The organism is Hyphomicrobium sp. 01T421, assembly GCF_056398805.1.
In genome coordinates this window covers 2,523,716-2,545,969 of sequence record NZ_JBFTQC010000001.1, presented here as the reverse complement: position 1 = coordinate 2,545,969, position 22,254 = coordinate 2,523,716, and the positions used below count along the sequence as shown (strand labels likewise).

Here is a 22,254-nt window from a genome sequence, read left to right as displayed (position 1 = left end):
CAAAAATGAAAACAAAATCCGAATGGATCGACGCCGCTGCTCGCTTTCAAGCCGAAGCAAGATCATTCGTCGACGGCCGCTTCGTGTCATCCCCGAATGCAGCAACACTCGAGCACGTGAACCCGGCAACTGGTCTGCCGCAGTACGCGCTCGCCCTCGCCGATGACGAACTTCTGAATCGCGCCGTCGACGTCGCGCGCCGGCGCTTCGACGATGGAGCTTGGTCGCGTTGCCATCCAAGCAAACGCCGGGAAGCCTTCTTAAAGCTCGCGGCGCTGATAGAAGAAAACAGCGAACGCCTGGCGCTTTGCGAAACGCTGGACACCGGCAAGGCGATCCGGGATTCATTCCTGCGCGATGTTCCAGGCTCGGCCACGACATTGCGGTGGTACGCCGAAGCCGTAGACAAAATCTACGGCGAGACGGCGCCAGTCGGACCCGGCGTCCTCGCCACGATCAATCTCCAGCCCGTCGGCGTTGTGGGAGCAGTCATTCCTTGGAATTTCCCGATTGAGACGGCCTTCTGGAAAGTCGCGCCCGCACTCATCCTCGGTAACTCGGTCGTTCTGAAGCCCGACGAAAAATCATCGCGAAGCGCATTGCTATCGGCGGCGTTGGCCGTGGAAGCAGGAATTCCCGAAGGCGTCTTCAACGTCGTAACGGGTGGCGCCGAGCTGGGACGCGCCATGGGCCTGCACCCTGGCATCGACGCGCTTTCGTTCACGGGCTCGACGGAGGTCGGCAAAAAATTTCTCGAATATTCCGCACACTCCAATCTGAAAATGATCAGCCTCGAGTGCGGAGGCAAGAGCGCGAACGTCGTGTTCGCCGATACCGCCGACCTCGATCGCGCGGCAAGTTCCGCAGCCGCCGGCATCTTCTTCCATCAAGGACAGGTTTGCTCGGCGAATAGCCGGCTCTTGGTTGAAGACAAGATCGCGGACGAGTTTGTCGAAAAGCTTCGGAAAGAAGCACTCGCGTATTCACCGGGCGCTCCACTCGACCCCGAAACGCCAGCCGGAACGATGATCGGAACATCTCACCGCGACGCCGTCCTTGCCAAGATCGCTGGCGGCAAACGCGACAGCGGCCGCATATTTGGAGGCGTAACGAAAACCGTCGAAGGCTGCGATAACTTCATCGAGCCGACGATCGTCACCGGTCTCGCCGAGACGTCCGAACTCGTGCGCGAAGAAGTATTCGGCCCTGTCCTCTGCGTTCTTCCCTTCAACGGCGAAGAAGCCGCCATACGCATGGCGAACGATTCACCCTATGCCTTGGCAGCTTCCCTTTGGACCGGATCATTCAGCCGCGCTCACCGCGTTGCATCCAGGCTTCAGGCGGGCACCGTCAGCGTCAACGCCGTCGATGCGCTCGATCCGGCATTGCCGTTCGGGGGATTCAAGGGATCGGGCTTTGGCCGCGATCTCTCGCTCTATGCGCTGCGCAACTACGCCCAGCCGAAGGCCGTTTGGTTCGACTTTCGAGACTGACCGCAGTACCGCAGGCGGCGCGGCGGCGACGTCGCCTCAGGCCATCGTGACAAATCGACTGCTGAGATAGGGTTCCATGGCATCGGGCCCGCCTTCGCTGCCGTAACCGGAATCCTTCACGCCGCCGAAGGACACTTCCGGAAAACTCAGGCCATTGTGATTGATCGTCAGCATCCCGGCCTCGATCCGGCTTGCGAGTTCGTGCGCCGTCGCAAGGGACTTGGTATGAGCGTAGGACGCAAGTCCGTAAGGCAGACGGTTGGCCTCCGCAATCGCGTCATCCAAATCCGAATACGGATTGATGATCGCAAGCGGTCCGAACGGCTCCTCGTTCATGACGCGCGCGCTGATCGGCACGTGCGCCAGAACGGTCGGCTCGAAGAAATAGCCCTTGTTGCCGATCCGGCGCCCCCCGGTCCGCAAGTCTGCGCCTCTTTCGACGGCATCGGCGACGAACTCCGCGAGCGCAGGAATGCGCCGCTCGTTCGCCAGCGGACCCATCTGGGTGCTTGCGTCGAAACCGTTACCAACCTTGATGGCTTGCGCCGCTTGGACGAAGCCTTTCAGAAAGCGCTCGAAGACGGTCTCATGAATGAGAAACCGCGTCGGCGCGATGCAGATCTGACCGGCATTCCGGAACTTGATTTGCGCGAGCGTGCTGACTGCATTCTTGATATCCGCGTCTTCCGTGACGATGACCGGAGCATGTCCGCCAAGCTCCATCGTCACCCGTTTCATGTTGAGGCCAGCAAGGCTCGCAAGCTGCTTCCCGACGGACGTCGACCCTGTGAAAGAAATCTTCCGAATGACGGGATGGCTGATCAGGTAACGCGAAATCTCGGCCGGGTCGCCATAGACGAGATTGACGGCGCCGCGCGGCACGCCCGCGTCCACGAATGCGCGAACGACCTCGGCGACAGACGCCGGCGTTTCTTCCGGGCCCTTGACGATGACGGGGCAACCCGCGGCGAGAGCGGCCGCCAGTTTCCGCACGATTGCAACGATCGGGAAGTTCCACGGCGTGAAAGTCGCGACGGGACCGACCGGCTCCTTGATCAGAAGTTGACGCACGTGTGGCCAACGAGAAGGAATAACCTTGCCATACGTACGCCGGGCTTCCTCGGCGAACCACTCGATGAAGTCGGCCGACGAGTTGACTTCGAGAAGCGCCTCGGCGAGCGGCTTTCCCTGCTCGCGCGTCAACAGCGGCGCGATCGTGGCCGCCCGCGCTCGCAGCGTTTCGCCGGCCTTGCGAATGATCTTCGATCGCTCCGGAAGCGGAATTGCAACCCATGCAAAAGCGCCGGTTTCCGTCGAGGCCAATGCCTCTTCGAGATCACTCACAGTCGCGTGCGCGACGGAGCCGAATATCTCTTCCGTTGCGGGATCGATAACGCGGATCTTCCGGCCGTCGCTACTATCGCGCCACTCACCGTCGATCAGAAGCTTGGTATGGACAAATGAGTCCGACGAATTGGCGGCCATGATGATCCCTTAACGTCCTGCGACGCGTTGCTTCGCTTCGCCGTCTGCGGTGTGTTTGAATAGGAAACGTAGCATGTGGGTCGCGACAAGATCGGGGGCTTCGAGCGTGATCGCATGCTTCAAGCCGTCGAGAATGACGAGTTCCGAATTCGGAAGCGCATCGGCGATGAGGCGGTTCAGTCGTGGATTGCAACCACCGTCAAGCTCCCCGGTAATGACAAGCGCAGGCGCTGTGATTTCGTGGAGCCAAGGTCCCATCTCCGTCCCCGCATAAATGTCGAAGACATTCATGAAGATTTCGGGAGGCGTATCGAGAACCTGCTGGGCGCGCCGGGCGATGATATCCGGGCGCGCGGCACCGAATTCATCCGTGAACCACCGCGCCGTCATGGTGTTGAGCACAGCGCTAATTCCCTGCTCACGCAGCATTACGCCGAGACCCTTCACCTTCTCGCTGTCGTCTTCCGTGCGGAACGCGGCGGTCGACAGAAGCCCAAGCGACTGAACGCGATCCGGAAAGCGGCGGGCATAGGCCGGTCCGATCATCCCGCCGAGCGAGTGCCCGGCGAAATGCGCACACTCGATACCGAGCTCGCTGCGAAGCGCCTCCAGATCATCGACGAGATCGTCCAATCCGAAGCGGCCCTCGGGTATCGGAGACTGGCCGTGGCCGCGCAGGTCATATGAAACGCATAAGAAATGCTCTTTCAAATGATCGACGATCTTTGCAAATCCGGTTCTGCGCGCGCCGATGCCATGGATGAGAAACAGGGCCGGACCTTCGCCCTCGATCGTGTAATCGCAGTCGATTGCCATCTTGCGCGCCTCAGCCGGATTTCGCTGGCTCGGACGCGCGATCGGAACAGAGCTCCCCCGCGACGGCCCAGTCGGTGGTATCTACCTCGGTGAAGAGCACGTGCACGGCCTGAGGCTTGGCTCCGCAGATTTCGACCATGCTGTCCGTCAGGCGTTTTGCGATCCGGCGCTTCTGGTCGTTGGTGCGGCCGGGAAATATTTCGACCGTAATGATCGGCATGGGAAGTCTCCTGAAATTTTTTGTCGATGTTCTGCGTTGCGACGCTCAACCGGACTTTGCGGGCGTCGCCGTGGGCGCGGGAGTGCGCAGCGAGAAGAGCTCGCCGGAGACGCCATAATCGCCGGGGTCCATGTCTTGGAAAATCACCTGCACCGCTTGCGGCTTCAGTCCGCAGACGTCGGTGACTGTGTCAGTGAACGCCTTCACCAGGCGCTGCTTCTGATCAGGCGTCCGCCCTTTGAACATTTCAACTCGGATAATGGGCATGCGTAGTCTCCTGTCGTTATGCCGTTCGAATTGCGTGCTACTTTTGCGCAGCGGTGGATGATCGCGAGGTCGAGTGATCGGGCTCCCACTCGCTCCAATGCTGGGCATTGTTGCCGATGGGAGCGATGCGGCCGCCGTCCGCGGTATCGCAATAAAGCCCGAAGTTGCCGGTGGCTTGCTCGCGAAAGAACCGACTAAGCATGCCTTCGATCATGTCACCGTTGACGAGCTTCCACGGTTCGTCGGCCTCTCCGAATGCGGCGATCACCGTACCGTCGGGAAGCGTTCCGCACCGAACAGGCGCCGTCGCTTCGACGGTGAAGATCATCGTCGTTTGAGGTTGTCCCTGCTCCTGAAAGACGGAGTAGGGAAAGAGCGGAGTGGCCTCTATGCCAACACGCCGGAAGAGATCGCGAATGACGCTGCTATGGCGCTCGCCGGGACGCAGCGGCGCCAACGGAATTTCGAATTCGGAAGCCCCCGGACGCCGGCAGAGAACGACACGGCCGTCATTCGCCAGAAGTCCGCCGACGAGCAGCGGCACCCCTAATTTTTCGAGCGACTGCTCCGCGAGGCCGAAGGCCACGTACCCGCCTCTGAAATATCCCAGCGGCTGCCCGGCACCGGCTTTGAAACTGCGTACCCGGCTGATGAGAACGATGTGATCACCCGCTTCGACAAGCTGCTCGCGCGTACAGCACAGCGTAGCGAGACTGCGTTCAAGGACCGGAGGATCGCCCGAGCTCAGATTGCCGAGTGCTTCGATTTTGGCGGCCCCACGCGACGCGAAAGCACTCGCGAGATCGCGCTGCCAGTCACCCAGGATGTTGATGCTATAAGTATCCGCGCGTGCGAACGCTTCCAAGCCCGAAGCCGTTTTCGCGATGCAGACGAGCACGAGCGGGGGATCGAGCGAGACGGAGGTGAAAGAATTTGCGGTAAAGGCGCGAAGTTCGCCCTGCTCATCGCGCGTCGCGACGACGGTGATCCCGGTCATGAAGCTGCCGAGCAGATCGCGAAACTGCCGGCGATCGCAGATCTCCGCGTCGACCCAATCGGCGCGATGAACAAAGCCATCCTGTTGAGGTTGCTGCATGCTTCCCATCATTGCACCGCGATCCGCCGCATGAAGCGATCCGATATCATCGCAATCATCGCGATGCTCAGGCCCGCGAGCAGCCCCATCCCCGAATCGGCCTTGCTGAGCGCGATGTAGACGTCCTGTCCAAGACCACGCGAGCCGACGAGTGCGGCGATCGCCAGCATCGCGAGAGCCGCCATAATCGTCTGGTTCAGCCCGAGGATGATATCGCTCCTCGCAGCCGGAAATTTCACGAGGAAGAGCAGTTGCAGCGGAGTGCAGCCGGCAAGATGGCCGGCATCGATCTGCGTCGCGGGCACATGCCGCAACCCCTGTTCCGTGTATCTGGCCATTGGCACGATCGCGTAAGCGACGATCGCGATATAGCTCGAAAAATCGCCGACTTGGAAAAACATGATCAGCGGAATGAGGATGACGAATGGCGGAATAGTTTGCAGGAAATCGTTCACCGGCCGCATCGTGCGCGATACCGGCTCATATTCGGCTGCGAGCACGCCGAGAAAACCGCCGAGCACGATCGCTGTGATGATCGACGCCGCCATCAGGTAAGCCGAGAACATCGTCGACGGCCAAAAACCGCTGACCGCTATCGCCATCAAGCCGCCAGCAGTTATCGCGGCGAGGCGAATGCCACCAAGCCACCAACCGACCAGCGTCAGCCCGGCGATCAGCGGTAGCCACGGCATTCCAGTGAAGCCCGTATAAAGCAGAAGCCCTGTGAACAGCACGCCGAGAGCGACGCCGACCTGTTGACGGAAAGCCAAAACCAACGCCGAGCCGCAGAAGACTGCGACGTAGATGGCCACGAGCGCAGGGCTCAATTCGAAACCCCAGATCGCAGGCGTCATCGTCCTCATCAATCCGATGCGGAGCGGCAGGAGAAAGTACGTCGTGATGACGCTTTTCAGAGTTGCTGTGACCGTTGAGAGATAGACGCTCACGGACATCAGGGAGTCATTGAGAACTGGCGCCAGATAGCCGCGCATCGAGAGTTGTGCAGGCGACGGCAACAGCGGCGCGATGGCGACCCAGACGATTGCACCTGCGAGGAAAGTCAGTCCCCAGAAACTTTTCCCGGATAGTTTGCTTTGCGGCTGCCGCTCGCGCACGAACGCCGCCTCGCTGACCCGATCGAGCAGAATGGCAAGCAGCGTGACGACCAGCCCCGCGATAATGCCGTTGCCGAATTCGGCACGGCGAGCCGCACGCAGAACTTCCCAGCCGATGTCCTCGAAACCGCCGATGACAGCGGCAAAGATTACCATGCTGAGGGTTGCCATGATGGTTTGATTGAGGCCCATCAGAATCTGGCGCGTCGCTGCCCCCAAACGCACCAGTGCAAACATCTGAAGCCTGCTGCAGCCCGCGATCTCGGCGGCTTCGATCGTCTCGCGCGGCGTCTGATCCAGACCCACCTTCACGTTGCGGGTCATCGGAGGAAGCGCGAAGAGGACGCTCGCGACAAGCCCGGCCACCGGCCCGAAGCCGAAGAGCACGATCAATGGCGTGAGATAGGCGAACGCCGGAACGGTCTGCATGACATCGAGCACGGCATCGACGGCTGCCGCCACGTACCGGTTCGAATGCGCGAGGATGCCGAGAGCCGCCCCGAAAATGCAGGCAAGCGGCAATCCCAGAGACACCAGCGTGAGCGTGGCGATGCTTTCCTTCCAGTACCCGGCAAATACGATGTAGAGGCAGGTCGCAGCCGTGAGCGCAGCGAGCCCGGGTCCCGCAATCCGGAATGCGCCGAGTGTCAGAACGACGACCATCACGCTCCACGGTATATCGAGGAGCACCGACTGCAACGCCTTCAGCTGCCAATTGAGCGCGTCGCCGACGACGCGAAACAGCGTGCGAAACTCGGTGCTAAATCCGGTAATAGCGGCGTTGGTCCAATTCGAGACCGGCAAGCTGAACGATGCAGGTACTTGTCCGAGCCACGAAAGCTCACGTCCGAACATCACGGCAAGAACTGCCAGCGCGAGCGCCGCGAAGCACCCGAGCGCAGTCAAAGACTGGCGATTTGGAAACGCCTCAAGCATGACCGCTGTTCGTTCGCCCCAGGAAGGACTTTATGAGGTTGTGATCGATTACGCCGGCCATGGTCCCGTCGGCCTTGCGTACTGCGACCCGCTGCGCACCGCCTAAGAAGCATTTGAGGGTCGACTCGATCGACTCGTCGGCATTGACGACCGGATCGCCTTGCGGGCTGAACGGCTCTTTCACCGGCACCGCGATTTGGCCTGCCTTGACGACGCGTAACGCCGGCACGTCTGCAACAAAACTCCGGACGTAGTCGTCCGCGGGGTTCAGGAGAAAATCGAGCACCGAGCCGATTTGAACGATCTTGCCGTCTTTCATGATGGCGATGCGGTCGCCAAGCCTCGCAGCCTCGAGGAAGTCGTGCGTCACGAAGATGATCGTCTTGTGAAGCTTCGCCTGCAGCCGAAGGAACTCGTCCTGCATTTGTTTGCGAATGAGCGGGTCGAGCGCGCTGAAGGGCTCGTCCAGGAACCAGAGATCGGGATCGGTGATCAGCGACCGCGCGATGCCGACGCGTTGCTGTTGACCGCCTGAAAGTTGATGCGGGAAGCAGTCCTCGCGTCCCGCCAGCCCCACGAGTTCGAGCATGCTGCGCGCCTTCGCCAGCCGCTCGGTGAGGGCCATGCCTTGAACACGCAACGGAAACGCTACGTTATTGATAGCCGTCAGATGGCCCATCAATCCGAAGTTTTGAAAGACCATGCCGATTTTTCGGCGGCGGATTTCCGTGAGGTCAGCCCGCTTCGCCTGCAGGAGATCAAGTCCTTCGAAGCGAACTTCGCCCGCTTCAGGCTCGATCAGACGCGAAAGACAGCGCACCATCGTCGACTTTCCGGAACCGGAGAGCCCCATGACCATCAGGATCTCGCCGTTCCGGACATCGAGGCTGACGCCGGCGACCGAGGGATTGGCCCCCTCGGCGATGAGGCGTGCGATCTTCTCGTCGCGCGACGACGCCTCCGCGAGGATCGCGCGAACACGTCGCGCGTCGCCGCCATAGACCTTCCAAAGATCGCGGCAGGAAAGAATTGGCCCAGATTTCGCCGACCAGTTTTCTTGCGGCGCAGGGATGCTGCTCTGCGCCGCTTTCACCTCAGTGGATCGTGTAGGCAGAGTGTCGACGTCGGCGGAACCTTCGGCCAAGGCAAACATCGGTCCTCCGGCAACGGGAATGGTGGCCGATACGGCTGCTTTCCATGTTGCAAATAACTTCATTGCTAACCCTCGAAGCCGGATGACGCCTTTGCCGCCCGGCACTACTTCTCCGCGTCGGCAACCCAACCCTTCCAGGTTTTTTCGTTTGCCGCTAGCCAATCGGTGGTGACGGCGTCGAGGGAGGCGCCGCCTTCATCGATCTTGGTAATCATCTCGATTTGCTCGTCGTTCGTGAATTTCAGAGACGAGATGAGCTTCACCGCGGCAGGCCACTTCTCGGCCATCCCGACCCAGGCGACCTTCCTCACATCGCCACGAACGAAGTCGCAGTCGTATGTCGCATTCGGATTGAGGCCGACCTCAGGTTTGTCGAAACATCCATCCTGATAGGGCGGCAGCTCGACTTGGCGAAGATCGTATTTGCCGTAGACCCAGTGGGGCTTGTACCACATCACGAGCAGCGGCGTTTTCTTGGCGAACGCCGATTTGATCTCGGCGACGATCGCGCCTTCGCTACCGGCCGGAATTGAAACGAAGGGCAAGTCGAGAGCTTTTATTCTGTCCTTGTTCGTCGTTCCCCAGTCGGCGGGATAATCGAGGAACCGGCCATCCGGCGCCGTGTCGGGGGTCGCAAACACGGCCGCGCAATTCTTGAGTGCCTTCCAATCAGGCAAGCCCGGGCACGTCTCTTCCATATAGGCGGGATAGAACCAGGTCTCGACGGGCTTGATCCCAAGGCCGCCCACATCGACGACCTTCTTCGTCTCGAGCGCCTTATCGTAGGCATCGCCGATATTGGTCGTCCAGATCTCGAGCGCCGCGGTGACACTACCGTCTTGCAACGCCGTCATCTGCGGGAAATAGCCCGCCACGACGAACTCGACGTTGTAGCCCATGTTTTTCAGGATCTTCCCCGCAATGTGCGTGGTGATCGTCTGGCCGGTCCATTCGTTGATTGTAAGCTTGATGGGGTCGGCCGACTCCGGCTTCCAATCCCCGGCAGAGGCTGCCGCCGCGAACCCGGACGCCGCAGTCACTATCGCAAGGGCACGCGTGAACTTCCTGATCATGTCCGCTCCATTTCGGCTTGACGTTGAAGGCCCGTACAGTTCAAGGCACGAACCGCTTCCGCACTTTCCGCGGGAAGGCGGCTAGAAGCCAGAAGGGGTTGGCGCTCGGCTGAAAAATCCCAATCGTATTGCAGGGAATAGAATGGGTCGGTGAGAGTTGCGGGCATGAGCAGCGCGGAGCCGCCATCCACCGAATGAAACTCGATCACCGGAGTTCTTTCGTCAGCAGCCGACTGCTTTGCCGGCACCGCGCGGCGACTGGACCGCGCGCGGATGACGACGAGTTTGCGTTGAGGCGCTGCAGATGCCAATGCGTTACCTTATGGAGTTAGACCTGCGGGTAGAGTTTTCATTCGTCGCGACATGAGTGATTTATCCGATCTGCGCCGATGAGACGGCTGCATCCAGCCGCGCTTGTTTCGCCGGCTTGAAGTGGGGCATGATTTCCGTCGCGAAGCGTTCCATCATGTCGAGCATGTCCGCTTGCGGCAGACCGAAGCCCGAGCTCATGATGACTTCGTCAATGCCCGCTTCGGCATACTTCGACAGACTTTCAAGCATTCGCGATTTCGTACAGATCAGGAGATTGTCCATCATCTCCTCGAACTGCTGCTTGCGAGGCAACGCTTCGACCATGCCGTCGCGGAGAACACCCGGCCCGCTGAACACGTTGTCGAAGCGCTTATAATAATCGTAGACGGAGTGCCCGATGCGACGGGCTTCAGTGTCGTCGCGAGCCAGATAAATGACTCGCTGCAGCGACAGCTTCGGCGAACGCACACCCACCGGGGCCTCGCTCCTGCCCTTCCTGAAGGCATTGACCTGTTCGAGAAGCACATCGAACGACGAATTGAGTGGCGTCGTCTGAATGTCGTACCCGCGCTTGGCGTAATTATAAATCGCATCCGGCGTTATCGTAGCGATCATGATCGGGACCGGCCGCTCCGGGCGCGGCATCACGGTTATTCCGTCGAACTTGTAGTAAGCGCCGTCCCACGAGACGTTCTCGCGCGTCAGCAGCGCCTCGAGCACAGCGAGCGATTCCGCGAACTTCTTGGGCGTCTCCGAAAGTTCCACCCCAAGGCCGGTCAGCTCCGCCGCGAACGCTCCACGTCCCACGCCCAGCACCAAGCGGTTGTCGCAAAGAATGTCCGCCTGAACGACCTCACCGGCAAACACGCGCATATCGCGGATCGGCAGAACCGAGATCGAGATGACGACGTCGATGTTTCGCGTCAACGTCGCGATTTTGGTCGCCATCTGGAGTGGCGACGGGATGATCAGAAGGTTGATGAGGTGGTGCTCGGGGATCGAAACGGCATCGTACCCAAGGGCGTCGGCATGCACGGCTTGCTCGATCACTTCCCGATAAAGACGATCGCCGCCGTAGTCTTTTCTGGGAAGGAACGTCGTGAGGAAGTAGTTGAAGCGCATCCACTTATCCAACCTGCAAGCGACCATGCAGGGCACGTTATGAAGGCTTGAAAGATCGATAAAGCGATTTTATTGATATAAATCATTCGACTTTGTCGAACTGTCGATATCGCAGTGCAACACCCGCTCGTCGGCTGCTGCCTCAAGGCAAGGATCGTGTGGATGCAGATCGAAGCCCTCGAGACGTTCGTAAAGATCGCCGAAGCGGGGAATTTCTTTCGCGCATCGGAAGTGCTTTGCGTCACGCCATCGACCGTCAGCGCCCGCATCCAAATGCTGGAAGACAGTCTTGGCCAACGCCTGTTTCGCCGTTCGCGCACGAGCGTAACCTTGACCCAGGCAGGAAGCGTGTTCCTGCCCTATGCCCAGTCCGTCGTGCGCAACTGGCACAAGGCGCGCCGCGAAATAGCTTTGCCCAAAGGCTTCAACGGCATTCTGACGATCGCCGCGTCACCCGTCATATGGGGGGATCTGATGGCCTCCTACCTCGCGTCGTTTCAACGTCAGGAGCCAACCGTCGCGATCAACGCAATCGTCGCCGATCCCGCGACAACAGCGGCCAAGCTGAATGCCGGCGAAGTCGACGTCGCAATTTTTCATGAACCGGCGCTGAAAGTCGGCTGGTCGGCCACCAGGCTGCTGACGGATGAACTCGTGCTCGCGTCCACGATACGGCGAGAACTCGTCCGATGGGATCCGAAGTACGTGTACATCGATTGGGGGCGCAAATTCAGCGATGAGGTCTTTCGTGCCTATCCTGTCGACGACACGCCGATCGTAACATTCAGCGACGGCGATGCTGCACTCGACTATATCTTGCGTGTGGGCGGTTCAGCCTACTTGCCTCACCGTTGGATCAACGCGTTGCCGGGGCGGCTCCATCCCGTTCCCCGCGCGCCCGTGTTCGACGTCGGCATCTACGCTGTCTTCGACGCAGCGCTACTCGAAGCCGGCGACCGGCGGACTTTCGTCGATAGTTTCATCGCCGCCATCAACCGCGCGGAACAGATCGAGTTGGAATCAATTCCGTCGTCGGCAGCGAGGGCGCTTTCGAGCTTCGACCAGAAGGCCGGCACCCTGACCTGACAACGGCGTCCGCCGGCGGCTATTGGGGCACCCGACGGGGAAATTCGCCGGATCTGAGAATATTTACGGACGCAGTCTGAACGTACATATTGTCGACATATGAAATGCCCAAAGCATTTGCTCCAGCGCGTCACCGCTTTGCACTGATGAACGATAAAGAGGATCGCCACCGATGAAATTTCTGACCAAGCAAATACTCGTAGTTGTTGCCGCAGTAGCAATGCCATTCTCGGCGCACGCGGCTGACGCAGACGCCGGCATCGAGTTGGCGTTTATGCCGAGTGCGATGGACGTCACCTTGCTCAACGAAGGCGGCAAGTTCGTCACCGTCGACATGAAGAAACTTGCGAAGGGCGACAAGTGCCATTTGGAGAAGGATGCGGTCATCATGAAGGTCGGGCCGGGCGCTGCACCGGCGACGACTCGCGTTCGCTACGCCGCGCCAAATCTCAGTCATGGCGGTTGCCCGTTCATGACGGAGTTCGAACTTCCGGACGCCGACTACACCGCTGCCCGCGCCGCGTTCACAGCCAAGACGGATGAGGCCTCCAAGAAGGTTGACGATCTCAAGAAACAGCTCGGAGACAAGTGGAACGAGCTGACCACCCAGCAAAAACAGTAGGCCACACGGAGCGAAAGGCTGGCCTGCTATTTGGCCTTTCGCTTCCTTCTCACCGAGTCATGCCGCAGAAGAGAAATCAAATAGATCCCTAAAACGAATGGCACGCCCAGTGCCAAAACCATCTTGATATCCTCAAGCATGGTAGCCACCCCTCCAACGTAACCCCCATCATTTCTAGCACATGCACGCGCGAAAACGTCGAAGCGTCTCGTGATGCAAAGTAATTTATCCGCTCCCTCGCGTTTTCTCGGCACCTGATGTTCAGCATATCTTCAGCTAACGGATCATGCGTTACAAGCTTCCCCCGAGAAAGCGGCCGGGAAGACGTCACCGCCCCGGCCGCGAAACACGCCTTCAGCTGGCACCGATCAGCACCCCCGTAGCCACATGCATCGGTTGAACCAGAAGCCGCCCATGCCCCATTGATTGGTGCACATTTGCTGCACGGAATCGCATCCCCATGCAGGACCGCCCGGAGGAGGAGGCGGTGGTCCGACACCCGGCGGCGGAGGCGGCGGACCTCCCTGCGCCTGCTGAATCATTGGCGAGACAGTAGGCGCCGTCGTGAGCCTTGGCTCTGCGACTGCAACCGTCGCGATGACGCTGCTGCTGAACGCAATAAACCCGAACACAATTTTTCTCATTGCGCGTCTCCATTGCTTGAAAGCAGGAAGACTCTAACGGCGCACCAGAGGGAGTATGGAATTCGCGGCTTCCAAGCTGAACATCGGGTTCACAGTCGCTCTCCTTTGATCCGCAGGCCGCGGAAATTCTGGCGCTGAGAATCGAGCGCGCACCATTACCGAAGCCGGATTTTTTTCGAGCAGACACCATCGCCGGCAGAAGTTGTCGGCAGCGATCAACAGAAAGGGCCGGAAAGGCAAACCCTCCCGGCCCCGAAATTCAATTTTCGATTTTCCACCTATTGGCAGCCGCGCGATGCCATGCAGACGTTGTACGGCCCGCCACCAGGAATCCATTGCTGAGCACAGATTTGCTGCGCCTCATCGCAAGAGTTGTAACCTGCAGCCCATCCCGGACCTGGTTCAGGACCGGGACCACCCGGACGGTCGGGCCAACCGAACTTTTGAGCCTGCTGAACCATTGATTGAGCAGTTGGCGCAGTTGGAATCTTTGGCGCGGCGACTACGGCCGTCGCGATAACGCCGCTGCTGAATGCGATACACCCGAACACGAATTTTCTCATTAGGCCTCTCCTTCACTTGGAAGCAGGGAGACTCTAACGGCACTTCCAAAAGAGGATCGAAAACTGGACATCGCGCTGAACATCGGGTTCACCGGCGCTCACCTTTGGGCCGCTGTCCATGACGCGCCGCACACGATAAATCAACCAAAAACAAATTGCATTTCGATTGCCATCGAGGCGCTCGATCACCCGCATAAAAAACAGCTGGAGCAGATTTTTTCTTGTCATCGCGAATTCAAAACTTCAGACGCCGCATTAAAAAAAGGCCGGGAGGAAAAGCGGCCCCTCCCGACCTCGAAATTCAAATTTGCAGACCGCTGTTAGCAGCCGTGACGCCACATGCAGCGCCGGAATCCGGGGCCGCCCCACCCCCAACGATCGGCACAGAGATGCCGAGCACCGTAGCAACCGCCGTATCCATAGCCCCATCCAGGACCACCATAGAAACGTTGCCCGCCGTGCCAACGGCGGTGCCAGCGATAGTAGTCGGCTTTCTGCACCATGGATTGAGCGGCAGGTGCCTTCGTCGGGAAAGCTGGCTCGGCCAACGCCGACGTCGCGATCAAGCTGCTGCTGATTGCAATTAATCCGAACACGACTTTTCTCATTGGGTGTCTCCATTGCTTAGAAACAAGGAGACCTCTAACGCGAAAATTTGCAAAATGTGTGCGCTTACGAGAATGTATTCAAGCTGAACATCCGTTCACGGACCCGCCGCAATTTCTCGACGCCGCGGTCGTCGTGAAACGCCGAATGGAAGCCGGTCTTTTCGGCGAGTGCATGCCGCATCAAGGCGCCGGTTGCGTTGTAGAAGGATGAACCACATCCGGGTGAGCCGCCGGAGCCGGAGCAGGAGCAGGAGCATTGATCGCCGCGGGCGGGACCCTTGGATTCATCTGCCCATAATAATAACTTCCGGCCGCCAATGCGAACGCCACCAACAATAACGCGACAAGAACGTTCAACGTGTTGTCGGTTCTGCGAACGACTTCATCTAGACCTCGGCCTTCGCTCCACAAAGCCATGATCCAATCTCCTCGGTTAATGCTTGCTATGCGTCGGTCCGTCGAGCGCCACCGACGCAGCCGGGAATGCCGAAACAATGCCCGCGTCATCGGTAAGGATGCGCCCGTACATCAACACCGAAAAAAGCACGACGCCGAGAACGAATAAGGCAAGTACGCCGACAAGGATCACGCGTCGCGCATCGCGTCGCGCGATAGCTTCGTCTGCGACATCTATAAAATCGCGGTTTTGGTCTAACGCCATGGCGTTATCCTCCAAACGTTCCTCAGGAGAATAACGGTGCTGACTGAACGAGGTTCCTCGGAGCGCCCAGAGGATACTTATAAAGAAAAAGAGAGCGGACATTTAAGCCGCTCTCTTCTTTGAGCTTATCGCTCATGGACAGAACCATTTGGGGACGGCGCGGTTCTGTCAGCTGCCGATCAAACCTCGGGGTAGAGATTGCCATGTAGATTCATGGGCAACAACTACTCAGCACATACGCTGCTGTCGGCATCCGATAAGCAATCTGATTTGGGTACGGATGGTCAAGCCCAACCTGCGCGATACCTTGGTGCTGCGCTGCTGCGGCCACAGCCGATGCGGCCGGACGGCCACTCAGCGCGCGAAAACGCGCATGCGGGAACCACCAGTCATCAAACGCGTTTTTGGCTCCCGAGCGAGGCGTCAGCCCCGCTCGTTAGGGTGCCGGCTCGGTGCGGACGAGCCGGCATTCCGTTGGCTTAGGAACCACATGCAGAACACTTGTTACAGTTCGGACGAGTTGAAAAAGCTCGCGCACATCATCAATGAAATTCTCACTGAGGCACGAAGCCACCGCCCTGAACTTTCGACTGATGATGTCGTTCAGCGTCTCTGCGCCATTGCCGATCGAGGCGAGCGCGACATATCGAAATTTCGCGCCGCTATGTTGAACCAAGCAGCCTGAGAAGCCCCGCCAGAATACCTCGGAGGCGCGGCGGTTCGTTGGAACCGCCCGCCAAGGCCCTGATCGGCGATGTTCCGCGGTTGTGCTGCGGCCTCGAGGAACCCTCGTGTCCCTGACACGTTGCCTAGCGACGTGCGCCGGAACGTGCCACTGGGAGCGTGCCATGACCTATGAAAGCATTGCGGTAAGCAATAATCAGCCAGCGGAGCTTTTCGATGCGCGGTCCCGCATTGCGCGCCTCGAAGCCAAACTCGAGCAGGCCGACTATCTAATTGCCGAAGCGCTCGAGTCCGCTGTTGATTACGAAGACATGATCCGCAAACTGCAGATGGCCCAGCAAACGCTCAAAGAGGCATTGAGCCGGCAAAGTGATCTGATGCGGGCGTAAAAACCTGCAACGATCCGGTGTGGACGATACGATATTGGTACGGCAGCTCGGCGCAGTAGCGAACACCGGCCTTGTCGGCATCCTCCCACGACTCGAAGGCGCCATCGAGCAATCCAGTCCCTCCGCCAAAGCATCCCTCATCGTCACCACGGCATGACTGACACCACACGACCACGCGAAATTTTTCCATTACGTCACCCCGTAAAATGCTGTGCGCGAGCATGTTGAGCTCCATGCCGCGCCTGCTTTTCTTCTGATTTTGCTTCTGAATTTCGGATGAACGTCGCCGTGAGATTGGTTACCGCCGATCACGGATGTCGACGACAAGCGAGCAACGACGCCACGTGCTCAATGCGTGAATATGTGCCGCACGCATTCGTGCAATTCGGTCGCACCAACTTGAATGTACCTAACGGGAGCTTTATGTGGCCGAGTTCGTTACGAGGCCGCAACTACCTTTGAGTTTTAGTATGCCGAAGCATGCAGGAAAAATCCGGTTCGATGAGGTCAAGCATCAAGCCTCCGACGGATACTATGTTTTCATAGCTCTGATCTGCGTCGTCGCCTCGACAACGCTCGCGGTCCTCATAAGCCTCGGCATCGAAATGCTCGGCTGAAGCGTTGTCGAAGTGAGCATTGTTGCTCGAAAGTTTTATCCCAACACTAGCAACTGCGGCCGACCGGGGGACAATTGCGTCCTCGCATGAATTCGCTACTTTTGGATTGACGCGAGGCTCGTTTTCTCGCGGCCAATTCTGACAACGCAGCACGCCGGTTAAAACCAAATGACCCGTGTATCGAAAAAAAATAAGATTCTGGCGGGGATCGCTGGCCGCATCGTAGCCGGATTGATCAACGCGGTTAAAAAGACGTCGCGACCCGTCTACCAGCCCTCCACTTTTTTCGATGATCTGCGCGCCGAGGCACCCTTCATCATGGCGATGTGGCACGGCCAATTTATGATGCTGGCTGATCTCAACACGCGCGAGTACGCCGTGGCGGCGATGGTCTCGCGTCACGGCGACGGTGAGATCGTGGCGCACTTTTTGAGCAAATTCGGCATCTCGGCAATTCGTGGCGCCGGTGCAGGTCACCGAAAAAGGGATCGCGGCGGCGCATACGCGCTTCGAGCGGCAGTGCGGGCACTCGAAGAGGGGACCATCGTCGCGATGACGGCTGACGTTCCCCCCTCCCGGCCGCGCCATGCGGGCAATGGCATTGTTGCATTAGCCCGCCTCTCCGGCCGCCCGATCATTCCCGTCGCCGCCGCCACCTCGAGATTCATCGTGCTCAACTCCTGGAGCCGGATGACGATCAATCTTCCGTTCTCCAAACTCGCCCTTGTCGCCGGCGATCCGATTTTCGTCGCAGCGGATGCCGATGAAAACGAAATCGAACGCAAACGGCGCCAAGTTGAGAAGTCTCTGAACGCAGTGACGAGCAGAGCTTATGAAATAGCTCAGGCGGCCGAGCCGAGGATGGATGTGGAGCCGGCTGGCACGACGTCAAGTCGCAACGGCTGAATTAGCGCTGCGAAGTCACTCGGCTGCCACGCTTCGGCCCTTGTCCTCTTCGCGCTGGCGCAACCTTTCCTCTTCGGCTGCCATGTAATTGCGGACACGCGGAACGGCGTCGATCGTCTTCGCAAGCTGTATCTGAAAGACGACGAGGCCCCCGTAGCGGAAACCGGCTTCCGCCGCTGCCAGATAGTATTCCCACATCCGGCAGAAACGTTCGTCGAGCACGGAGGCGGCTTCTGCGCGCCTCGCCATAAACCGGCTTCGCCAAGCGGCAAGCGTATCGGCGTAGTGAAGCCGGAGGATCTCGATATCGGTAACGATAAGACCCGATCTTTCGATGGACGGAAGAACCTCCGCAAGCGACGGGAGGTAGCTGCCTGGAAAGATATATTTTGCAAACCACGGGTTGATCGCGCACCGGCCGTCGATGCGCCCGATCGAATGCAGCAACGCCACGCCGTTATCGTTGAGGCTCCGCCGAACGATGTCGAAGTAGGTATCGTAGTCCTTCGGACCGACGTGCTCGAACATGCCGACGGAGACAATTCGGTCGAATGACTCATGCAGCGCCCGGTAGTCTTCCAACCGGAAGTGAACCCGGGAACTGAGACCTCGCTCCCTGCCCCGCCGTTCCGCGACCTTCAGCTGCTCGGGCGATAGCGTCAAACCGGTAACGTCCGCGCCATCGATGTCGGCAAGATAAAGCGCCAATCCACCCCACCCGCTCCCGATATCGAGAATTTTAGCTCCCGGCGGAATGAGAAGCTTTGCAGCTATGTGCCGCTTCTTGGCCAGTTGAGCGGCATCCAAGCTTTGCCCGGGAGCCTCGAAATAAGCGCATGAATATTGCCGGTCGACATCGAGAAACAATTCATAGATTCGATCGTCGATGTCGTAATGGTAATGGACGTTTTTACGCGCCAGTCGTTCCGAGTTCCGCCGCGTCCACTGCCCGACCGTTGTGCGCAAGACATTGCGAAGGCGTCCGAACTGGGGCGGCGTCAGGCTGTGAAGGTTGCGCCCCAAGAGCTCGAGCAAATCGTAAACGGAACCGCCCGACACTTCTAATCGGCCATCGGTGAAAAGCTCGCCGAGCGCCATCTCTGGATGGAACAAAAGTTTCAAAGCCGCTTTTGAATCCGTCAAGCGCACTTTCAGGGGCAGGCCCGTACCGTCGCCGGCCGAGACGCGGTCACCTCCGGGAAATTCGAGCGTCAACGAGCCCTCACGGACGCATTGGCGTACAAGCGATTGCAACGCACGTTTCATCGGCCGGGCCGCATAGTTTGCGCACAAACGTTAAAAATAACGACCGGAAAGGCCCTTTGGTTCCTGGCGAAGGCTCCCCGGTATTCGGAACTTAGGCGACTAACTTCGGTTTTTCACGTGCATTGGATCAACGCAGTAAAATCACTCTAAAGGATTGTAGTTTGCCCCAGCGCGAAAAAAATTCCAAGCCGGAAGCCGATCGCCGGAAAGCGGAGCGCAAGAGCGGCGGACAGAGCCGGCCGAAACACCTCTGGTCCGCGGAGGTCACCGAGCACAGCGACGCACTCGATCTCGAAAACCACGTGTTCGCTCGCAAACCGGCGGAAATCGCCCAATCACTGAAGCGTTCAGCAGAACGCAGTCACCGGCGAAAAACGACGCCGTTCCAATCGGCGATGTCGATGCTCAACCTTTATATTAATCGTGCAGGCAAGAACCTGACCGCCAAACGCCGGCAGACATTGGATCGCGCCAAAGACGAATTGCGCAAGGCATTTGGCCGGACGAAATAATGAGACGAAATAATCATTTTCGCTTGTGCGTTACACACGCTTGCCAGGAGTTCGAACCCGGCTGACCCCGTGTGTGGTCTTCTCCCAATAGAAAGGCCGAAGCATCAAATCGAGAACCGCGCGATAAGCGGCAAATGAAATCGCGAGCCAATAGACCGGCAGAAACAAAATGGAGAAGAGACGTCGCGACGTGCCCGACCCGGCGGACGTAATAACGATGAGCGACGCGGCGGAAAGATAACCCGTCGCGAGGTTGGCTCCGCACAGCCAAAGCAGAAAATCGCTCTCGGGCAGAACCCCTATTCCCAGCACGCTGTATATCGCGGCCAGAACATAGAACCACGGATGGCAGAGCATCGAAACGAGCATGGCGCAGATCGTCACCTGGAAGCCGGCAAACTTCCACGGACCGAGATCGCGCCAAAGCCGGGAGGGGCGGCGCATGTGAACGAGATACGTCTGCATCCAGCCCTTGATCCAGCGTGTACGCTGACCGAGCCACGCACGCCACGTCGTCGGGGCCTCTTCCATCGTCTCCGAGTCGACGAGAGACACTTCGTACCCGAGGCGAGCCAGGCGAATTCCGAGATCGGCATCCTCTGTGACGTTGAATGGATCCCATCCCCCGCATTTGAGAAGAACGTCGCGCCGGAAATGATTTGACGTTCCGCCGAGAGGAATGGGCCACCTGAGATAGTCCAACGCCGGAAGCAAGCCCCGGAAGAGCGCCGCGTATTCGAGCGCGAACTGCCGGCTGAAAAAGGACTCGTCGATGTTCGAGACCGACAGCCGCGCTTGCACGCACGCAAGACGCGGTCCGCCTTCAATAAAGGCGTGAGCCGCGCGGCGAAGCTGATCAGCGTCCGGAACGTCCTCGGCATCGAAGACCACCACGAGCGCGCCGCGCGCATCCTGCAAAGCGTAGTTCAGCGCCCGCGGCTTCGTTTTGGGCTGCCCCTGCGGAACCGTTACCGTTCTCATGTTCGGATAAAGCCCGGCGTTCGCGATCGCTCGCCGTGTCGCCTGATCGTCCGCCTCGGTGATGAAAAGTATTTCGAGGAGTTCGCTGGGATAATCAAGACGCGCAAGCGCATCGAGCAAGCCCGGCACCACGGCAACTTCCCGGTAGAGAGGGATGAGCACGGAGAACGTCGGCAACCGGCTGTCGAACCGCCGGTCGAAAGACCGCCGCTCCGGCCGTCCCTTCGGGTTCCTCCACGCCTGCCAAAACGCGACCAGCCGAACCGCAGAGATCATGAAGAACGGCAACGTGATGGTCAGCGACCAGAGGACGAGGCCGAAATCGTTGAGCAGGATCAGCCCGGCCGTCAGCGCCGACAGCGCCGAGAAGAGGAATGCGCGCTGCCATGCAAGAAGCGGAGAAGCCGCGGAAAAGTCCGGCGCCCGCCGCCGCAAATCGTTGACCGCGCGGTCAAGTTGCCCAATATCGCGTTGAAACTGCGATTGCGACGAACCGAGTCCGCGGACAACAGCACGCGACGTCCGTACGGCACGCGCAGTCGCAGTCGGCGTTTTTGACCGAGCCCCAAACATTTAGCCCCTGGTTGGCCCCCACGGCGACCGCCCTCGCCCAGCCAGTGACAAAGTATATGCTCAAGGTGTGCAGATTTGAAAGCTGGAAGACGCGCGGATTTGCGATCTGTCCGCGAGGGGAGCAAGAAGAGCGGATGAAGATGCAGAGACGAGTCCAGAACGCCCTCCTTGCTTTTACCGCCGTCGTGACGTTGGCGCTCGGCTGTGCCGTCTCCGCCTTCTCCGAAAATGCGGGGCCGATACGAGTTGCAGCAGCGGCCACGGAAACAGCGACTGACACCGCACCCACGCGCCGGGTCGTCATTCGGTTTCTGACCGATAGTGATTTCCCGCCCTTCAACTTCTATGACGAGGACGGCGTGCTGGTCGGATTCAACATCGATCTCGCACGCGCCATTTGCCTGGAGCTCGGTACGTCCTGCGATATCAAGGCCCGTCCTTGGGAGGATCTTTTCGCAGGCCTGAAAAAGGGCGAAGCCGACGCCGTCATCGCCGCTCACAAGGTGACGGGCGCAGCACTCAAAGACGTCGACTTCACGGATCGCTACTTCCATACCCCCGGACGGTTCGCTGGACGCAAGGAGCAGCCCCAAGTCGAGATGACACCGAGCGGCCTCGACGGAAAGCGCATCGCCGTTGCGCGCGGCACCGCACACGAAGCCTTCCTAAAAGCCTTTTTCCGCGATAGCCCGCTCGCGATCTACGAAAACGCCGACTTGGCCCGCGAGGCGTTGGCCGCCGGCAAAGCCGACTTCATTTTCGACGATGGAATATCCCTCGCCTTTTGGCTGAACGGAACTTTATCGCGTCAGTGTTGCGAAATGCGGGGTGGACCCTTCTTGGAACCGAAGTTCTTCGGCGACGGCATCGCAATTGCCGTTCCGAAAACCGATCCTGGCATTAGGCTCCTGCTGAACAAAGCTCTGGAGCGAGTGAGGGCATCGGGGCGATTTGAAGAACTCGTTCAACGCTACTTTCCCGTCAGAATTTATTGAGATTAATTATCGTCGAAGCTGGGCGTCGCGCAAAAGCAGGCCTAATACTTTTGCAGTCT

Annotated in this window: 24 protein-coding genes; 9 read left to right on the top strand and 15 right to left on the bottom strand. The window is 59.1% G+C overall.

What is annotated here, in order from left to right; all coding sequences use genetic code 11:
- Positions 1–5: 5 nt before the first annotated feature.
- Positions 6–1,493, top strand: coding sequence for an aldehyde dehydrogenase family protein (locus AC1DK3_RS11745; RefSeq protein ID WP_477192375.1), 1,488 nt, complete (start codon positions 6–8; stop codon positions 1,491–1,493).
- A gap of 36 nt (positions 1,494–1,529) precedes the next feature.
- Here the strand turns inward: AC1DK3_RS11745 and AC1DK3_RS11740 are convergent, their stop codons facing one another.
- The 10 genes from AC1DK3_RS11740 to AC1DK3_RS11695 all read right to left on the bottom strand — a co-directional run bounded on the left by AC1DK3_RS11740 (position 1,530) and on the right by AC1DK3_RS11695 (position 11,088).
- Positions 1,530–2,978, bottom strand: coding sequence for an NAD-dependent succinate-semialdehyde dehydrogenase (locus AC1DK3_RS11740; protein ID WP_477192374.1), 1,449 nt, complete (start codon positions 2,976–2,978; stop codon positions 1,530–1,532).
- Between the two features lie 9 nt (positions 2,979–2,987).
- Positions 2,988–3,794 (bottom strand): alpha/beta fold hydrolase, encoded by an 807-nt coding sequence (locus tag AC1DK3_RS11735; RefSeq protein ID WP_477192373.1) that lies wholly within the window; start codon positions 3,792–3,794, stop codon positions 2,988–2,990.
- Between the two features lie 10 nt (positions 3,795–3,804).
- Positions 3,805–4,014 carry a tautomerase family protein gene (locus AC1DK3_RS11730; RefSeq protein ID WP_477192372.1) on the bottom strand — a complete coding sequence of 70 codons (210 nt, stop codon included), beginning with the start codon at positions 4,012–4,014 and terminating at the stop codon, positions 3,805–3,807.
- A 45-nt stretch (positions 4,015–4,059) separates the two neighbouring features.
- The gene (locus tag AC1DK3_RS11725) at positions 4,060–4,389 is read right to left on the bottom strand and encodes a tautomerase family protein (RefSeq protein ID WP_477192371.1); all 330 of its coding nucleotides are present in this window, start codon (positions 4,387–4,389) and stop codon (positions 4,060–4,062) included.
- Entirely contained in the window at positions 4,319–5,377 is a 1,059-nt protein-coding gene (locus AC1DK3_RS11720) for a flavin reductase family protein (protein ID WP_477192370.1), read from the bottom strand. The genes AC1DK3_RS11725 and AC1DK3_RS11720 overlap by 71 nt, the downstream gene beginning before the upstream one ends.
- 8 nt (positions 5,378–5,385) lie before the next feature.
- Positions 5,386–7,428, bottom strand: a complete 2,043-nt coding sequence (locus AC1DK3_RS11715) for an ABC transporter permease (protein ID WP_477192369.1) — start codon at positions 7,426–7,428, stop codon at positions 5,386–5,388.
- A complete protein-coding gene (locus AC1DK3_RS11710; RefSeq protein WP_477192368.1) occupies positions 7,421–8,644 on the bottom strand; it encodes a quaternary amine ABC transporter ATP-binding protein in 1,224 nt (407 codons plus the stop codon). Before AC1DK3_RS11710 ends, AC1DK3_RS11715 begins: the two co-directional genes overlap by 8 nt.
- Before the next feature lie 41 nt (positions 8,645–8,685).
- Positions 8,686–9,654 carry an ABC transporter substrate-binding protein gene (locus AC1DK3_RS11705; protein WP_477192367.1) on the bottom strand — a complete coding sequence of 323 codons (969 nt, stop codon included), beginning with the start codon at positions 9,652–9,654 and terminating at the stop codon, positions 8,686–8,688.
- On the bottom strand, positions 9,651–9,965 hold the full coding sequence (locus AC1DK3_RS11700; RefSeq protein ID WP_477192366.1) for a hypothetical protein: 315 nt from the start codon (positions 9,963–9,965) through the stop codon (positions 9,651–9,653). Before AC1DK3_RS11700 ends, AC1DK3_RS11705 begins: the two co-directional genes overlap by 4 nt.
- A 61-nt stretch (positions 9,966–10,026) precedes the next feature.
- Positions 10,027–11,088, bottom strand: coding sequence for an LLM class flavin-dependent oxidoreductase (locus AC1DK3_RS11695; RefSeq protein WP_477192365.1), 1,062 nt, complete (start codon positions 11,086–11,088; stop codon positions 10,027–10,029).
- A gap of 162 nt (positions 11,089–11,250) precedes the next feature.
- Between AC1DK3_RS11695 and AC1DK3_RS11690 the strand changes: the two genes are divergently transcribed.
- Together AC1DK3_RS11690 and AC1DK3_RS11685 are read left to right on the top strand one after the other, a co-directional pair.
- Positions 11,251–12,174 carry a LysR family transcriptional regulator gene (locus tag AC1DK3_RS11690; RefSeq protein ID WP_477192364.1) on the top strand — a complete coding sequence of 308 codons (924 nt, stop codon included), beginning with the start codon at positions 11,251–11,253 and terminating at the stop codon, positions 12,172–12,174.
- A gap of 172 nt (positions 12,175–12,346) precedes the next feature.
- Complete coding sequence (locus tag AC1DK3_RS11685; protein ID WP_477192363.1) at positions 12,347–12,796, top strand: hypothetical protein; 450 nt, start codon at positions 12,347–12,349, stop codon at positions 12,794–12,796.
- A gap of 1,240 nt (positions 12,797–14,036) precedes the next feature.
- Here the strand turns inward: AC1DK3_RS11685 and AC1DK3_RS11680 are convergent.
- The 3 genes from AC1DK3_RS11680 to AC1DK3_RS11670 form a co-directional block, all read right to left on the bottom strand.
- Positions 14,037–14,231, bottom strand: coding sequence for a hypothetical protein (locus tag AC1DK3_RS11680; protein ID WP_477192362.1), 195 nt, complete (start codon positions 14,229–14,231; stop codon positions 14,037–14,039).
- A gap of 92 nt (positions 14,232–14,323) precedes the next feature.
- A complete protein-coding gene (locus AC1DK3_RS11675; protein WP_477192361.1) occupies positions 14,324–14,611 on the bottom strand; it encodes a hypothetical protein in 288 nt (95 codons plus the stop codon).
- A 433-nt stretch (positions 14,612–15,044) separates the two neighbouring features.
- Positions 15,045–15,272 carry a hypothetical protein gene (locus AC1DK3_RS11670; protein ID WP_477192360.1) on the bottom strand — a complete coding sequence of 76 codons (228 nt, stop codon included), beginning with the start codon at positions 15,270–15,272 and terminating at the stop codon, positions 15,045–15,047.
- Positions 15,273–16,120: 848 nt separating this feature from the next.
- Between AC1DK3_RS11670 and AC1DK3_RS11665 the strand changes: the two genes are divergently transcribed.
- The 4 genes from AC1DK3_RS11665 (at position 16,121) to AC1DK3_RS11650 (ending at position 17,868) form a co-directional block, all read left to right on the top strand.
- Entirely contained in the window at positions 16,121–16,345 is a 225-nt protein-coding gene (locus AC1DK3_RS11665) for a hypothetical protein (RefSeq protein ID WP_477192359.1), read from the top strand.
- 19 nt (positions 16,346–16,364) lie between these two features.
- Entirely contained in the window at positions 16,365–16,502 is a 138-nt protein-coding gene (locus tag AC1DK3_RS11660; protein WP_477192358.1) for a hypothetical protein, read from the top strand.
- A 313-nt stretch (positions 16,503–16,815) separates the two neighbouring features.
- On the top strand, positions 16,816–16,962 hold the full coding sequence (locus AC1DK3_RS11655; RefSeq protein ID WP_477192357.1) for a hypothetical protein: 147 nt from the start codon (positions 16,816–16,818) through the stop codon (positions 16,960–16,962).
- Positions 16,963–17,130: 168 nt separating this feature from the next.
- Positions 17,131–17,868 carry a lysophospholipid acyltransferase family protein gene (locus tag AC1DK3_RS11650; protein WP_477192356.1) on the top strand — a complete coding sequence of 246 codons (738 nt, stop codon included), beginning with the start codon at positions 17,131–17,133 and terminating at the stop codon, positions 17,866–17,868.
- Positions 17,869–17,883: 15 nt separating this feature from the next.
- Here AC1DK3_RS11650 and AC1DK3_RS11645 read toward each other — a convergent pair whose 3' ends face one another.
- Positions 17,884–19,083, bottom strand: coding sequence for a class I SAM-dependent methyltransferase (locus AC1DK3_RS11645; RefSeq protein ID WP_477192355.1), 1,200 nt, complete (start codon positions 19,081–19,083; stop codon positions 17,884–17,886).
- Between the two features lie 212 nt (positions 19,084–19,295).
- On the opposite strand from AC1DK3_RS11645, the gene AC1DK3_RS11640 reads away from it, so the two are divergent.
- Positions 19,296–19,646, top strand: coding sequence for a DUF3175 domain-containing protein (locus AC1DK3_RS11640; RefSeq protein ID WP_477192354.1), 351 nt, complete (start codon positions 19,296–19,298; stop codon positions 19,644–19,646).
- A 30-nt stretch (positions 19,647–19,676) separates the two neighbouring features.
- On the opposite strand, the gene AC1DK3_RS11635 is transcribed toward AC1DK3_RS11640, so the two are convergent.
- A complete protein-coding gene (locus AC1DK3_RS11635; protein ID WP_477192353.1) occupies positions 19,677–21,200 on the bottom strand; it encodes a glycosyltransferase in 1,524 nt (507 codons plus the stop codon).
- A 140-nt stretch (positions 21,201–21,340) separates the two neighbouring features.
- On the opposite strand from AC1DK3_RS11635, the gene AC1DK3_RS11630 reads away from it, so the two are divergent.
- A complete protein-coding gene (locus AC1DK3_RS11630; protein WP_477192352.1) occupies positions 21,341–22,195 on the top strand; it encodes a transporter substrate-binding domain-containing protein in 855 nt (284 codons plus the stop codon).
- The last annotated feature ends 59 nt before the right edge of the window (positions 22,196–22,254 follow it).